Source organism: Actinomycetota bacterium, from assembly GCA_014360645.1.
In the GTDB taxonomy this organism is placed as follows: Bacteria; Actinomycetota; Geothermincolia; order Geothermincolales; family RBG-13-55-18; genus Solincola_B.
In genome coordinates this window covers 194397-208371 of the sequence record JACIXD010000001.1, presented here as the reverse complement: position 1 = coordinate 208371, position 13975 = coordinate 194397, and the positions used below count along the sequence as shown (strand labels likewise).

The following is a 13975-nucleotide window of genomic DNA, read 5'->3' as shown; positions in this document are numbered from 1 at the left end:
CCGGGGCCGCCCCTCTTTACGGGCGGTCATCGGGCGGTCACGCGGCGCCCCCGTCCCGGGCTCATACCTTTGACGATTATACGCGGTGACGGTTCCCCATCAAGCGGACCGGTCGTATCTCCCATGAAAGCGTCGGTCATAGGGCGGTCATGAGGCGTCCCGTCCCGGGTTCATGCCTTTGACGATCATACGCGGTGACGGTCACCCATCAAGCGGACCGGCTCTATCGCCCATAAGAACTCCGCCTGCGGGCGCGTCAGACCCTCTCGCGATCCCCGCCGGCGATCTCGCGCAGTTTCTCCTCCAGGCGCTCCACGAGGAGGTCCCATCCCCGCGTGGCGAGCATCTTTTCTCTTCCTCTCTCCCCCATGCGTCGGGCCAGGGCGGGATCCGCGATGAGCTCGAGAACACGCTGCGCGTATTCCTCTACCTCCCTGCAGAGATAGCCGTCCACGCCGTGTTCGATTATGCCCCGCGCCGCCGCACAGCAGGCGTTCCCCAGCACCGGCTTCCCCCTCAGCCAGGCCTCCCCGAAGACCATGCAGAAGCTCTCGTGAAGGGAGGGAAAGAGCAGCGCGTCGCAGGCGTCGTAGGCGTCCAGCAACGTGGAGCGCGGCTGCGCCCCCAGGTAATACACGCCGTCCTGGCTCACGGGGAGGTTATCCTCATCGGGCCCGATCATCACCAGCGCCGCCTCGGGCGCTTTTTCGCGCACCAGGCGGAGGGCGGCCATGGCGGCGCGGTAGCCCTTGTATTCGTTCTTTCTGCCCACCCAAAGAAGCAGCGGCCGGCTCCCGAAGCCGAAACGCTCCCGGAACCGGCGGCCGTCTATGTGCGGCGACGCGAACTCCTCCAGGTCATATCCGGGACCTACGGCAAAGGAAGAGAGTCCCCATTCCCGCATCAGCTCCTCCACCGCGACGGAATTCGCCTCCACCCCCGCCGCGCCCTCCAGGGCTTTCCTGAAATGATCCCAGTAATGGTTGGGGTCGCGGGTATGGAAGAGGGGAAAGGCTACGAACGGCTTGTCGTAAGCCCTTGCGGCCCGCCAAGCCAGGTCCAGGGTGGACATGGGGACCATGGCCCCCAGCACCACGTCGCAGCCCCGGGCCGCGGCCATCACCTCCCGTTCCAGCCGGGGGGACCGGGGGCCCATGATATAGCGGTGATGTCTGGAGGCTCGCGGCGGCCTGCGCTCCGCAGCCCCCCACAGGACCCTCGCCAGGGCGGACTCCCGCGCCGTGTCAAGGAACTCCCTCCAGCCTCGCTCCAGTTCCAGCTCGCACTCCCGGCCCCCCGCCAGGGCGGTGACCCGGCGCACCGCAAGTCCTACCTCACGCACATCGCCGGCCGGGCGCGCCGTCCTCGATACCGTGAACCTGACCACGGCGGAGAGGCGTGTTCCGAAGGCCACCCTGAGCTCGCGGGTCCGCCCCATGGACAACTCGAACTCCCAGGACCCCTCGCCCGAGACCTCCACCTGCAGGTTGGTGTCCATGTAGGGATAGGCCTCGACCACCACCCCCTCCAGGTCCTCGCCGCCCAGCACCAGGATGGCCGAGCGGCGCGTCCAGCGTGCGGGGCCGTCCTCCCACCTCTCCGGCTCGTGCCACCCGCAGAGGAAGCAGTGCTCCTCGGTTCCCGCGACGGCCTCCTCCATGAGCGCGGAGAACACGGGGCTTTCCCTTTCCCTCTCCTGCATGGCGAGGATGGAGTCGACGATACGCCGCGCCCGCCTAGGCCTGGGGTTCCTCACCTCGAAGCGGCGCACCCTGACCCCCTCGTCCTCCTCCTCCCCCGCGGGAAGGAAGTTATCCCATACCAGATAGTTGAAGGGGGTCTGGATCATGCGCTGGGAGCGCGTGGTGTACACCTCCACGTGATGGCCCCTCGCGGCGAGGCGGAGCATGAGCTCCCTCAGATACCTCTCGCCCCCGCCGGGGATATCCCTGCCGTAGCGGTAGGTGACCAGGAGTATGCGCATGTCGTGAGATCCTCCTCGACCTCATCGGCGCACCGGGGAAGGCAAGGGCATGCCACGCGACCCTCCTCCTTCTCCCGCGCCCCTTCACGCGTCCAGGCCATCCTGCATCGTCCCCCCTCCCTTGCGCCGGATGCCCCGCGCTCCTTCAACTGCACAGGTTATCCCATGACGGGAGGGCGGTAAACCCGTTCCGCGCCGGCAAAGCGCAGCCCCCTGATCAGTGCAGGCCCAGGTAGGCCACCGCGATCCCCAGGGTGCGGTGGTCCTCGACCCGCAGCACGTCCCTCGGACGGAAGGGGTTCTCCACCCTGAGCTCCACCTGCCGCACGCCCGGTTCAACGGGACGGGGAAGGGGTATGCGGTGTACGTGATACTCGTTGGGGACCTCGAAGTTCGAGACCTGGCGGCCGTCTATCCTCACCGCCACGCGGGACAACCCTTCCGGGTGCGCCATCACCGTGCGCACACAGAGATGCCGGGTCCGCCTCCCGGCGCGGAGAAAGACCGTCGCCCGCTGCGCGGTCCAGCGGAAGGAGACCCCCCGGGCGTCGGTCTCCGGGCCGTACCACCCCTCACCCAGCGCCCCCGGCCTCACGCGAGCCATGTCCGCCCGGGAGCCTATCTCGACCTCGCCCGCCATGACTTCCGCCCCGTTTCCGTTCCCCCTCGGGTCCACCCCCACGGGGGGCTCGCCGATCTGGGGGCAGAGCACGCCCGCGGAGATGAGCTGTTGGTCGCTCACCGCGCGATTTCTCGCCGTCTCCTTCCTGAGGCGCAGGGTGTCAGGCAGCCAGAACAGGTTCCATGCCACCGCCTGGGCCATACGCAGGGGAAGCGCCACCTTTTGGCGCGCGGTGAGACCGCTCTCCATCTCCGAGCGCATACGCTGCCCGAACCAGAAGAAGAACTCCCTACGGATCAACTTCAGGGTATCGGCCTCCATGTTTTTGATCATGGCGCGCATGCGGTTGCGCTCGTAGAGGTACTGGTTGCGGAGTCGGCGCCTGCCCATGGTCGAGGACAGGAGGTGCCTGGCCACCGCCCGCGGCTCGTAGGCCACCCGGTAGCCGCGGATGTTCATCCGCCACCCCAGGTCCACGTCCTCGAAAAGGTAGCGGTAGCGCCGGTCGAAGCCGCCCAGCTCCTCGAACACCCCTTTACTTATCATCATCGCCGCCGTGCAGGCATACATAACCCTGGTGGCGTGGGCATAGGTGCCGGAATCCTCCTTGAATATGCCCCGGTCCCAGGCGTATCCCAGCAGGTTTATCAGCCCCCCCGTGCTGTTGAGCACGCGGGAGTGACCGTTGAGCATGATGTGGGAGGCGCAGGCTCCCAACGCCTCGTCACCGGAGGCCATGGCCTCGAGCATGTAGCGCATCCAGGAGGGGTGCAGCTCCACGTCGTTATCCAGGAAGGCCAGGTAATCGCCCCTTGCCTGAGACGCGCCGATGTTCTTGGCTGCGGCCGGCCCCACGTTCCTCGCGTTCACCAGCAGCCTCGCCTCGGGGTATCGCGAGCGCACCAGCTCGGCGCTCCCGTCGTCGGAGCCGTCGTCCACCACGATGACCTCGAAGGGCCGGTCGGTGTCCTGGGCGCGCAGGGAATCCAGGCAGGGCGGCAGGAGCGCCTCGCCCCGGTAGTTGGCGATGATCACGCTCACCAGGGGGCGATCGTCCCTCGTCGCGGCCCGCTCATCACGGCCTGCTCCATGGCGTCCTTCCAACCCCTCGCGCTCCTTTCCCGCGCTGCCTTTCCGCACCCGGCCGGACCCCCTCCGTCCCGCGTAACTTTCTGCCCACCGCGATCAGACCTTAAACCATCCTCCGTCGGCCGGGAGGCGTTCCGCGCTCTCAAGCATGCCGCTCCCCAGAAGCGAAATACTCGACCCGGCACCTCCCTCTCCGGGCGCGGTTATGCCGCGAAAGGCCGGAAAGGCCGCGCCCGCGGACGCCGGCATCCCGGAAACCCCGGGCCGTCGCCCCGCGATCCGAGCCCTTTCGCAGGTACCATCCCTCCCGGCGCACCCTCCGCCATCCCGCGGGAGCAGGGCGCCCCGCGTCTGCCGCTCTCCCTGCCCCTGACGCGGGTGGGTTGATGGAGGTCAACTCCATGCCCGAGCCATGGGCCGTTACGATATCAAGTGAGCCCTCCCGGAAGTCGAATTACATTATAAGCGAATGTGGAGAGGTGCGCATGCCCGGCAGCGCTAGCACCATGCGTTGCGTTGACATCGGCGCTCGGGATCGGAAAAAGAAACCGTCCGCTGGTGAGCTCTTGCCTCGCGGATGACCGTACCGCATGAGGCGCCCTCAGGAAACGCCACCGGGGGAGGAGAGATCATCGCGCCCCCCGCGCGTTGTTGATGTTGATGTTGATGTTGAAGGCGAGTGTCTGGATGTCGATCGACGAAGCCCCCGATCTCCGGGTGCGGTATCAACGAGGGCGGCCTGTTGTATCGCGCGAAAGAGCACGGGGTGGGAGAGATCAAGACAGATGGATCCCGGGGTATGTCGGAGGGATATCGTCCGTGCGAGGAAAAGACCTGGAACAGGGAAGCAAGGAGGACGAGAGAGTTGAGGAAGCGTAACCCCGCGATGCCGGTCGCCGTGATCCTTTTCGGCATCATCCTGGCTTTGTCCGCCGCCCTCGCGCTCCCCGCTCGCCGGGCCGCCGCCTACACCTACCCGCCGGGTTGGCGGCTGGAGTGGGTGCACGACATGGGGAGCATGTTCAAGCACTCCTCCCCCACCCTGGCGGACATCGACGGGGACGGGCGCCGGGAGGTCCTCATAGGCAACTCCAACGGGCATTTCTACTGCGTGGACGCCGGAGGCGGGATAAGGTGGGACTTCTACACCGGCGCCCCCATCCAGTCCACCCCCATGGCCGTGGACTGCGACGGGGACGGCAGGCTGGAGATCTTCTTCGGTTGCGACAGCGGCTACGTCTACGGCCTGAACGCAGACGGCCAACCGCTCTCGGCGTGGGGTTGGCCCAAGTTCGCGGGCTCCGCCTTCGGACGCCAGGAGGTCTTCTCCTCGCCCTCCTGCGGCGACCTGGACGGGGACGGGGACCTGGAGATCGTGGTGGGGTCGTGGGGCCATTACATAACCGCCTGGCATTACCAGGGGCCGACGGCCTGGCAGTACTACAACGCCGACACCGTGTGGTCCTCCCCCGCCTGCGCCGACATCGACCTGGACGGCAGGGACGAGGTGGTCATCGGCGCCGACTGCTGGGGCGGGAACAACTGGCCCTGGCCCAGGGGGGGCCTGCTCTACGTCTTCGAGGGAGACGGCTCCATCAAGAGCGGCTGGCCGAAGTGCCTGCCCCAGGTGATCTGGTCCTCTCCCGCCATCGCCGACCTCGACCGCGACGGCTTCCCCGACATCGTAGTGGGCACGGGGTTGTTCTGGCAGAACACCAATCCGGGCGCCGGTAACTATCTCTCCTATGCCGACGGCAAACACGTCTACGCCTTCAACTACCGGGGGGAGAGCCTGCCCGGCTGGCCCGTGAACACCGGCGACAACAACTTCGGCTCCCCGGCGGTGGCGGACATCGACGGCGACGGCTTCTACGAGGTGGCCCTGGGCTCGCTGGACAGCAACATCTACGTCTGGGAGCACGACGGGCGGGTGAAGTGGACGCGCTGCTTCTGGCCGGTACAGAAGATGGGCTCGCCGGCCATCGCGGACATCGACGGCGACGGCGACATGGACGTGATCATCTCCGAGGGCCTCTCCATCATGGCCTACGATCCCAACGGCGAGCACGTGCTGGACGCGGACATGGGCGGCAACATGTTCAACAGCGTGGCGGTGGGGGACATCGACGCCGACGGCAGGACGGAGCTGGTCATCGCCACCGGAGCGGAAGGCCAGACGGGCAAGCTCTTCTGCTGGGAGACGGGGCCGTACCGGTCCGACCTGGCCGCCTGGCCCATGTTCCGCAAGGACGCCCGGCACAGCGCCTCCTACAGCCACGAGGAGGTCCCGGACATCTGGCCCCCGGAGAAGGTCAAGAGCAGGTGCTACATGGCGGAGGGTTACACCGGCAGGGGATTCAGCCAATGGATCCTGCTTATGAACCCCCTTGACCGCGAGATCATGGTGCAGATCAGGTATATACTGCCCAGCGGCCTCTCGGTGATCAAGGTGATCACCATACCTCCGCGCTCGCGCATGACCGTGCCCGTGAACACCACCATCGACGGCCAGGAGGTCAGCGCCTCCGTCATCAGCGACCAGGAGGGGCTCATCGCGGAACGCGCGCTCTATTTCGACTACGACGGCGGCAGCGGGACCTGGTCCGGCGGGCACAACGTCATGGCCGTTGACACTCCCCGCACGGAGTGGTACTTCGCCGAGGGATGCACGCGGCCGGGATTCCACACCTGGCTCACGCTGCAGAACCCGGGGGAGGAGGAGGCCCACGTGACCCTGGACTATCTCTGCGGGGACGGGGCCAACGTGCGCAGGACGTTGACGGTAAGGGCCAGGGCACGTTATACGGTGGCCGTGCACGGCGACGCGGAGGGGATCGGCGCCCACGACAACGATCACGGGGACGTGTCCATCAAAGTGACCTCGGACGTGCCGGTGGTGGCCGAAAGACCCATGTATTTCAACTACAACGGGTCATGGGACGGCGGCTCTAACGTCATGGGCGCTTCAGCCCCCTCCCCGGAGTGGTTTTTCGCCGAGGGCTGCACGCGGCCGGGGTTCCACACCTGGCTGTGCCTGCAGAACCCCGGGGACGTTGTCGCCCGCGTTACCCTGGACTACCTGTGCGGCGACGGGAAAAACGTGCGCCGGGAGCTCAAGGTGAAGGCGCGTTCCCGCGCCACCGTGGCCGTGCACGGCGATTCCCTGGGCATCGGGGCCCACGACGGACCCCACGGGGACGTATCCATCAAGGTGACCTCGGACGTGCCGGTGGTGGCCGAAAGACCCATGTATTTCAACTACAACGGGGCCTGGCCCGGTGGCCATAACGTAGTGGGATCCCCCCGGCCCCACACGAAGTGGGTCTTCGCCGAGGGCTGCACGCGGCCGGGGTTCCACACCTGGCTGTGCCTGCAGAACCCCGGAGACGTTGTCGCCCGCGTTACCCTGGACTACCTGTGCGGCGACGGGAAAAACGTGCGCCGTGAGCTCACAGTGAAGGCGCGTTCCCGCGCCACCGTGGCCGTGCACGGGGACGATCTGGGTATCGGCGTGCATGACGGACCCCACGGGGACGTATCCATACGCGTTACCTCCGACCTCCCCATCATGGCCGAGCGGCCCGTATACTTCCTCTTCAACGGGCGCATCGCGGGCGGCCACAACACCGAGGGATATCCCCTCGACTGACCATGCCGGTTCGGCGGCGAATCGGGAAGGCGATCACGCCGTCCGCGGAGCAACATAGTCCGATGCCTGGACGATGGGCCGATGATGGTTCTGGCGCCATGAGCTGTGCCCGGGTCATCCCGTTGTCGTCCGGTCCCGGCACGTGCACGCTGGGAGTCATGGACATGATCGGGTTTTCGCCCCGGCCCGGCGCGCGAGACGGCGCTTCCTATCCAGCGGCGGCCTTTTCCCTCGCCTTGCGCGAAAAGCAGAGGTACGACTTCATGGCCAGCACGCACGAATGCAGGTCCTGATAGACGGGGATGCCGTAATCGCGCAGCCGTTCCTCCATGGTATCGAAGTAGCGCAGGTCTCCGAACATCCAGGAGACCATGGCCTTGCCGCTCTCGCGCACCGCCTCGCCGATCTCCTCGAAGGGGAAGTACTCGATCATGCGCGAGGCGAAGGGAAGGAGGATGACCCCGTCCACGCCCGCGTCGTCCAGCACCGCCTTGATGGAATCGCCGAAGGCGGCGAAGCCCCTCTGTTCTATGGCCGGCCAGATGTCCACGGGGTTGGAGGGCGCCATCCAGTCCGGGAACACCTCCCTCCGCAGGAACTCCAGGGTGCGCCGCTCCAGCGGCGGCACCCTGAGGCCCGAGGCGCGCAGGAGGTCCGTGAGCACCACCCCGCCCCCGCCGGTGACCGTGATCACCGCCACGCAGTCGCCGCCTGGCGTGGAGAGCCGGAAGGGGTCGGGATGGATGGAGAAGGCCTTGCCCAGGTTCATGAGCTCCTGGAAATCCTCCACCCTGATCACCCCCGCCTGGCGCAGGGCCCCGTCCACCACCTCGTCGGAGCCCGCCAGGCTGGCGGTGTGGGAGAGCGCGGCGCGGGCCGATTCCTCGCAACGTCCCCCCTTGAGCACCACCAGCGGCTTGCGCCCCGCCATCTCCCGCGCCACCTCCAGGAAGTCCCTTCCGTCGGCGATGGACTCCAGGTAAGCCACCACCGCTCTGGTCTTGGGGTCGGAGGACATGTAGCGCAGGACTTCCACCTCGTCCACGTCCATCTTGTTGCCGATGGCGCAGGCCTTGGAAACGGTGAAATACCCCGAGATGACGTACTGCAGCATGAACCCCGCGGCGAGCATGCCGCTCTGGGCGATGATCCCCAGGGTGCCGGGCTTGAGCCTCTCGTGCACGTTGGGCACGCGCATGAAGGGCGTGAAGATGAAGGGGTCGGTGTTCACCAGGCCGGTGCAGTTGGGCCCCCACAGGCGCAGGCCGGTGCGGTCGGCTATCTCACGGCAGGCGGCGTCGATGCGCCTGCCCTCATCTCCCGCCTCGGCGAACCCTCCCGACTCCAGCACCGCTCCCCTCACCCCCGCGGCGGCACAGTCCTCAAGCACCCCGGGTACGGAGGCGGCGGGGACGAAGACGATGGCCATGTCCACCTTGCCCGCCAGGTCGCGCACCGAGGGATAGCACTTCCGACCCAGCACCTCCTCCCGTCCCGGGTTGACGGGATAGACCTTTCCCTGGAAGGACTCGAGCATGTTGGCGATGATGCTGTAGCCGCCCTTGAGCTGGTTTTCGGTGGCCCCCACCACGGCCACGCCGCGCGGGGCGAAGAAGACGTCGAGGCTGCTGCGTTGGGGCATGTCCGCTATCTCCTGTCGCTCTTTTCTTGCCTATGCGGGATCGGACGGGAGCGGAAGGGATCCGCACGCTTCATGTCCGCCGCTTCCACGCCCACCTATTCTACAACAACCGCTCGAGATGGGAGATGGCGGAGGCGAGGAGATATTCACCACGCCCTCGACCTCGCCGCTCAAACGGGGACGGCGGGAAAGGAAAAACCGCGCGTCCGCGCCGCCGCAGGCTATTCGGGCGGTACCGCGAAGATCCAGGCGTAGACGGTGCGGTTCCACTGGGTGGTGGGCGCGGCCTCCCACCTGCCCACCAGCTCGAGCTGTTCCGCCACCTCCGGTCCCTGGCCGCTGTAGGCCATCACCCCTTCCACGTCGGGCTCGTAGGACCAGAGCAGGATGTACCGCACCCCCAGGGCTCGCGCGTCCTCCACCACGTGGTCGATGCGCAGGTCGGCGGGCTCGAAGCCCTGATACTCCCCGATGAAATATACCTCCCGCCCCAGGTAGAAGGAGACCATGGGGGCCATACGCGACGCCACCCCGGCGTCGCCGGCGTTCTCCTTGAGCCACTCCACCGCCTGCAGCGTAGCCAGCCCCCCCTCCCCGTTCTCCAAGAGGGCGATGTTGCTGTAGAAGCGGTCGTTGGCCACCGGCCGCCCCGTGAGCGCCAGGACCCCCACCACGCACGCCACCAGCAGCAGCAGCACCGCGGAGAGGGCGATCCCGTCTCGCGCCCGCCGCGCGCTCACCCAGGGCATGCCGACGAGCGCCCCCGCCCCCAGGCACAGGGCGGGCACGGCGGGGATGAGGAAGCGCACGTTGGAGAAGTACCAGAAGAAATGCGTGGGTCCCAGGAGCAGGAGCCAGCCGGCGAGGAAGAGCCCGTAGCGGCGGTAGCGTCTCACGGCGAGGGTAAAGGCAAGGCCCGCGTACCCGAAGAGGAGATACCCGTAGTTGTAGTAGCGGACGGTTATCCCCAGGGGAGGAACGTCGGAGAAAATGAGGTAGTGGAAGAAGCGCGCCTTGGGGGTGGTGTACTCCGCCCATTCCGGGTGGTTGCGCAGTTCCTCCAGGTAGGCGCTCTTGAGCGGCGTCCCGAAGGTGATCAGGTTGCGCAGGGCGAAGAGGGCCATGGGGGCGAGGGCGATGGCCGCGAAGATCAGGAGGTTCGCGAACTTGAGCCTCTTTTTCGCCCAGGCGTAGAGCAGGAAGGCGCCCAGGAGCAGGAGGAGGAGCGCTCCCTCCCAGCGCGTGAGCAGGGCCAGGCCGGCCGCCGCCGCCGAGAGGTAGAGGTGGCGCGTGCGGCCGTCCTCCTGTTTGAACCACTTGAGGAAGAAGTAGGCGGCCAGGCAGGTGAGCAGGGCCAGCAGGCCGTCGGACATGGGTACCGCCGCCCACACGCTGCTGATGGGCTCGAAGGCAAAGAGGGCCGCAGCCGCCAGCCCCGCGCGGCGCCCCAAGACCAGCGCCCCCAGGGCGTAGATGGGGAAGACGCAGGCGGCGTTGAAGACCAGGTTGGAGAGCTTGCCCGCCGCCTCCAGGGGAAGGAAGAGGTCGAAGGCGGCTATACATACGGGGTAGAAGGGCATGTACTTGTAGTGCGGGTGCCCGGCCACGCTGTAGGAGAGGCCGTGGCGGAGGTTGCGCGCCAGCAACAGATAATAATAGCTGTCGTAGGTGTAGACCCTGGCGCGGGAGGCGAAATGCCAGCGCCACAACAAGGCCGCGGCGAAGACCCCCAGCACCGCCGCGAACCACAGCCAGCCCTCGCGGCGGGAGCGGGCTCCCTCCATGACCCGCGCCAGCAGCGCGCCCCGGAGAGGCGGCGGTTCTTCCCTTTCCGCGGGCGGTTCCGGCGCTCCCCCTTCACCTTCCGCGGGCGGCTCATACATATCCTCTTCCCCCGCCGCGGTGGGCTCCCTGGGCGCGCCCGTCTCCGACGCCGGCGGAGGGACATCCTCGTCTCCGGCCGCGAGCCGTCGAGCCTCGTCCGGCGGCGCCGGGGGGAGATACGACTCTCCCGCCGCGGGCACCGCTTCAGGTCGGTCATGTGCTCCAGCGCCGGGGAGCGGTCCCGGCGCTCCCGTGGCGGGCCGTTCTCTTTCTTCCCGGTGTGGAGACTCGTCCAAGCCTTATCACCGTCTTCCCGTCATTCCCGCGCCCCGCTGCTCCCGCAAGCCCGCCGCCCGCCCCTACGCCGCCCTGTCCGCGGCCGCCTCCATCCACCCCTCCACCCTGACCCGCAGGCGCACGGGCGGCACGATCCAATCGCCTCCCACCACGTACACGCCCACGTCGAGGTAGTACTCGCCGGGGGCCGCCGGGGGCCGCGCCAGCAGGGGCACCGCGACGGACTGTCCGGGGGAGAGGTCGCAGGGGAGGGAGCAGGACTGCTGTTCCCAGAGGGAGCCATCGAGCGCCGTCCAAGCCAGCCCCAGATAGGCCGAGCCGGGCTGGAGGGAGAAGTCCTCGTTCTGGTCCAGCGCCCTCCACATGGCCCCCCCGGTGTTGGCCACCGATGCCGTCGCCACGGGGTAGAGCCCGTCGGGGCCGGGGAGGGCAAGCTCCGAGGGGCTCACCTCGACCGTCCCGTTCAGCAGCTCCACGCGGTCCCAGTCCGGCACCTCCGCGACCTCGAGGGGGAACCGGAAGCTCCTCTCCCCCAGCACCCCTCCCACCAGGCGCAGCTCCGCCCGGTAGCTCCCGGGCGGGACCGCCCTTCCCGCCTGCAGGGGGAGGGAGATGGTCTCTCCCGCGTCCACGAAGAAGGGGGGGCGGTATTTCCCCGGGACCTCGATGACCTGCCCGTCCCCGCCCTCCAGCACCAGGCTGAAGTCCTGGTATGCCTCCTCCACGCACACCATGGGGGCCTCTCCCCGGTTGCTCACCAGCAGTCCCAGGTCGAAACCCGCCCCTGTCGGGACCGCGCGCGGTGCCGCCGCCTCCACCTCCAGGTCGGCCGGGAAGACGGTCTCCCCGGGCTCGACGCGGAAGACCGTCTTGCTCCCGAAGTCGTCCACATACTGCAGGCCCGGGATGGAGAAGAGCCTGATGTTATATTCTTCCATGCGCTGCGATTCCACCCAGGACCAGTCCCAGAGAACGTAATCCACCCCCAGCCCGCGCAGGAGGGCCACGCTGCGCGCGGACGGGAAACCCTGCATCTCCATCATGATGCGGCGGTAGAAGAAGGGCATGTAGCCGCTGTAGCCGTTAACCATCTTTTTCCAGTGGTAGGTGCTGAAGTACATGACGCGGCATTCGCGGTAGATGTAGTCGTAGACCTGCTGGGGCCTCCAGTCCACGTTGCGGTCATAGAGGTTCACCGGGCCCAGGGTTCCGGTGGGCAGCTCGATGACCCGCACGTCTCCCTGATCCCTCAGCCAGGTATAGACCTCGGGCACCTCCGCGCCCACGGCGACGGGGTGGACGAAGATGTTCACGGTGAGGAGCTCGAGGGCCAGCAAAACCACCAGGCTGGCGCCGGTGAGCCTCCTCGCCTCCCGGCCCCCGTTACCGCCCGACGCGGCACGCCGGGCTATCTTTGACGCGCCGTACCCCCCCAGCACCGCCAGGGCGAGCGAGACCAGGATGGTGAAGCGCGCCGGCACGCGGGTGAACTTGAACGCCCCCAGGCGGTAGGGGACCATATAGAAGGGGTTCCAGCGACCCGCGATCCTGGGCCCGAAGGTCATGAGCAGGGCCAGGGCCGCCAGGAGGAGGAAGAAGAGCTCCCCCCGGCGGAAGGAGGCCGCTTCATCCGCCGTCACCGCCTCCTCGTCGCGGCGCCGCAGCAGCAGCGCCGCAGCCGCCAGCACCAGGATGACCACCCCCGGGTAGAGCACGTTTTCATATCCTATCGAACCCTCCCGGAAAGGGGACGGCGCCTCGCCGTATACCGCGCTCACGTCGAGCACGCGCAGAAAATCTTCTCCCCTGGCCCCGTACAGCTCCACCTCCTTGAGGGAACGCTCGAAGCCGGGCAGCCTGCGGTGGGCCCGCAGGTAGGGGAGGGCGAAGGGCGCCATCACCGCCAGCGCCGCGGCGAGCGCCGCCGCCGCCGCAAGCAGCCGCTTCCACTCCGCCGCGCGGCGGGAGAAAGCCGCCTTCCACGCCCACAACAGCCCCGCGGCGATGGCGCAGTAGAGCATGGAGTGCCAGCTGCACAGGGACTGCACGAGGAAGAAGAGGGCAAACAGCAGGAGGTTGCGCAGGCGCCCGCGCTCCAGGTAGCGGTAAAGGTGGAGGAGCATGAAGGGGAGGAAGGGGATGAAGAATATCTGCAGGTGGCTGAGGCGGCTCACCTTGTAGAAGCAGAAAGAGAAGAAGACCCCCGCCACCAGCCCGCCCCACCTGCTGCCGGTGAGCTTCTTTACCAGCAGGTAGCAGCCGAGGCCCGCGAGCACGAAACCCAGAAAGACGAGGAAGTTGTAGGCCAGGACGGGGTTCCCGGAGAGGAGATAGACGGGGGCGGCGATGATCCCCATGCCGAGCGCATGCTCGGAATAGGCCAGCACGTCACGCGACGGGTAGAGGATGTTCCCCTGGAAGAGCCCGGTGGGGTTGGTGAAGAAGGTCCTGGCGTCCCAGGAGATGATCCAGGAGTTGAGCAGGGGGTCGCCGTGCCCCCCGATGATGCCGTCGTGGGGATGGAGGATGAGGGGCCAGGTGAAGATGACTGCGAGGACGAGGAAGAAGGCCAGCACGAATGCGCACTCCGCCTTCCTCGCACAACGCAGCCTTTCCGGCAGACTCGCCCGCGTCAAATCTCTCCTTTCCCCTGTCCCTGACGCCCCGACGAGGCGCCGGGTTTCAAATTCTCCTAAATATATTCGATGCTCCCTCTCTTTTCCATCCCGCGCATATCGCCGTGCACGCCGGTTCGCGCCGCGCAAGCGGCGGCGCCGGGAGCGCGGCTGCGCGCCGTCGCCTTGGACCCTTCGAAGGTGACGGGTTCGGAGAGGGTTCGACCTCTCAAGCCGCTCCGCCAGCGCCGCA

General features: G+C 67.4%; 6 protein-coding genes. 1 reads left to right on the top strand and 5 read right to left on the bottom strand.

Annotated elements, in window-relative coordinates; translation table 11 throughout:
* Positions 1–256 precede the first annotated feature (256 nt).
* Together H5T74_00900 and H5T74_00895 are read right to left on the bottom strand one after the other, a co-directional pair.
* Positions 257–1984, bottom strand: coding sequence for a glycosyltransferase (locus H5T74_00900; GenBank protein ID MBC7228937.1), 1728 nt, complete (start codon positions 1982–1984; stop codon positions 257–259).
* Between the two features lie 217 nt (positions 1985–2201).
* Positions 2202–3710 (bottom strand): glycosyltransferase family 2 protein, encoded by a 1509-nt coding sequence (locus tag H5T74_00895; GenBank protein MBC7228936.1) that lies wholly within the window; start codon positions 3708–3710, stop codon positions 2202–2204.
* 850 nt (positions 3711–4560) lie between these two features.
* On the opposite strand from H5T74_00895, the gene H5T74_00890 reads away from it, so the two are divergent.
* Positions 4561–7344, top strand: coding sequence for a VCBS repeat-containing protein (locus H5T74_00890; GenBank protein ID MBC7228935.1), 2784 nt, complete (start codon positions 4561–4563; stop codon positions 7342–7344).
* A 208-nt stretch (positions 7345–7552) separates the two neighbouring features.
* Here the strand turns inward: H5T74_00890 and H5T74_00885 are convergent, their stop codons facing one another.
* The 3 genes from H5T74_00885 to H5T74_00875 all read right to left on the bottom strand — a co-directional run bounded on the left by H5T74_00885 (position 7553) and on the right by H5T74_00875 (position 13743).
* Positions 7553–8986 carry a CoA-binding protein gene (locus tag H5T74_00885; GenBank protein ID MBC7228934.1) on the bottom strand — a complete coding sequence of 478 codons (1434 nt, stop codon included), beginning with the start codon at positions 8984–8986 and terminating at the stop codon, positions 7553–7555.
* A 221-nt stretch (positions 8987–9207) separates the two neighbouring features.
* Positions 9208–10869 carry a glycosyltransferase family 39 protein gene (locus H5T74_00880; GenBank protein MBC7228933.1) on the bottom strand — a complete coding sequence of 554 codons (1662 nt, stop codon included), beginning with the start codon at positions 10867–10869 and terminating at the stop codon, positions 9208–9210.
* 300 nt (positions 10870–11169) lie between these two features.
* Positions 11170–13743 carry a glycosyltransferase family 39 protein gene (locus H5T74_00875; protein ID MBC7228932.1) on the bottom strand — a complete coding sequence of 858 codons (2574 nt, stop codon included), beginning with the start codon at positions 13741–13743 and terminating at the stop codon, positions 11170–11172.
* Positions 13744–13975: the final 232 nt, after the last annotated feature.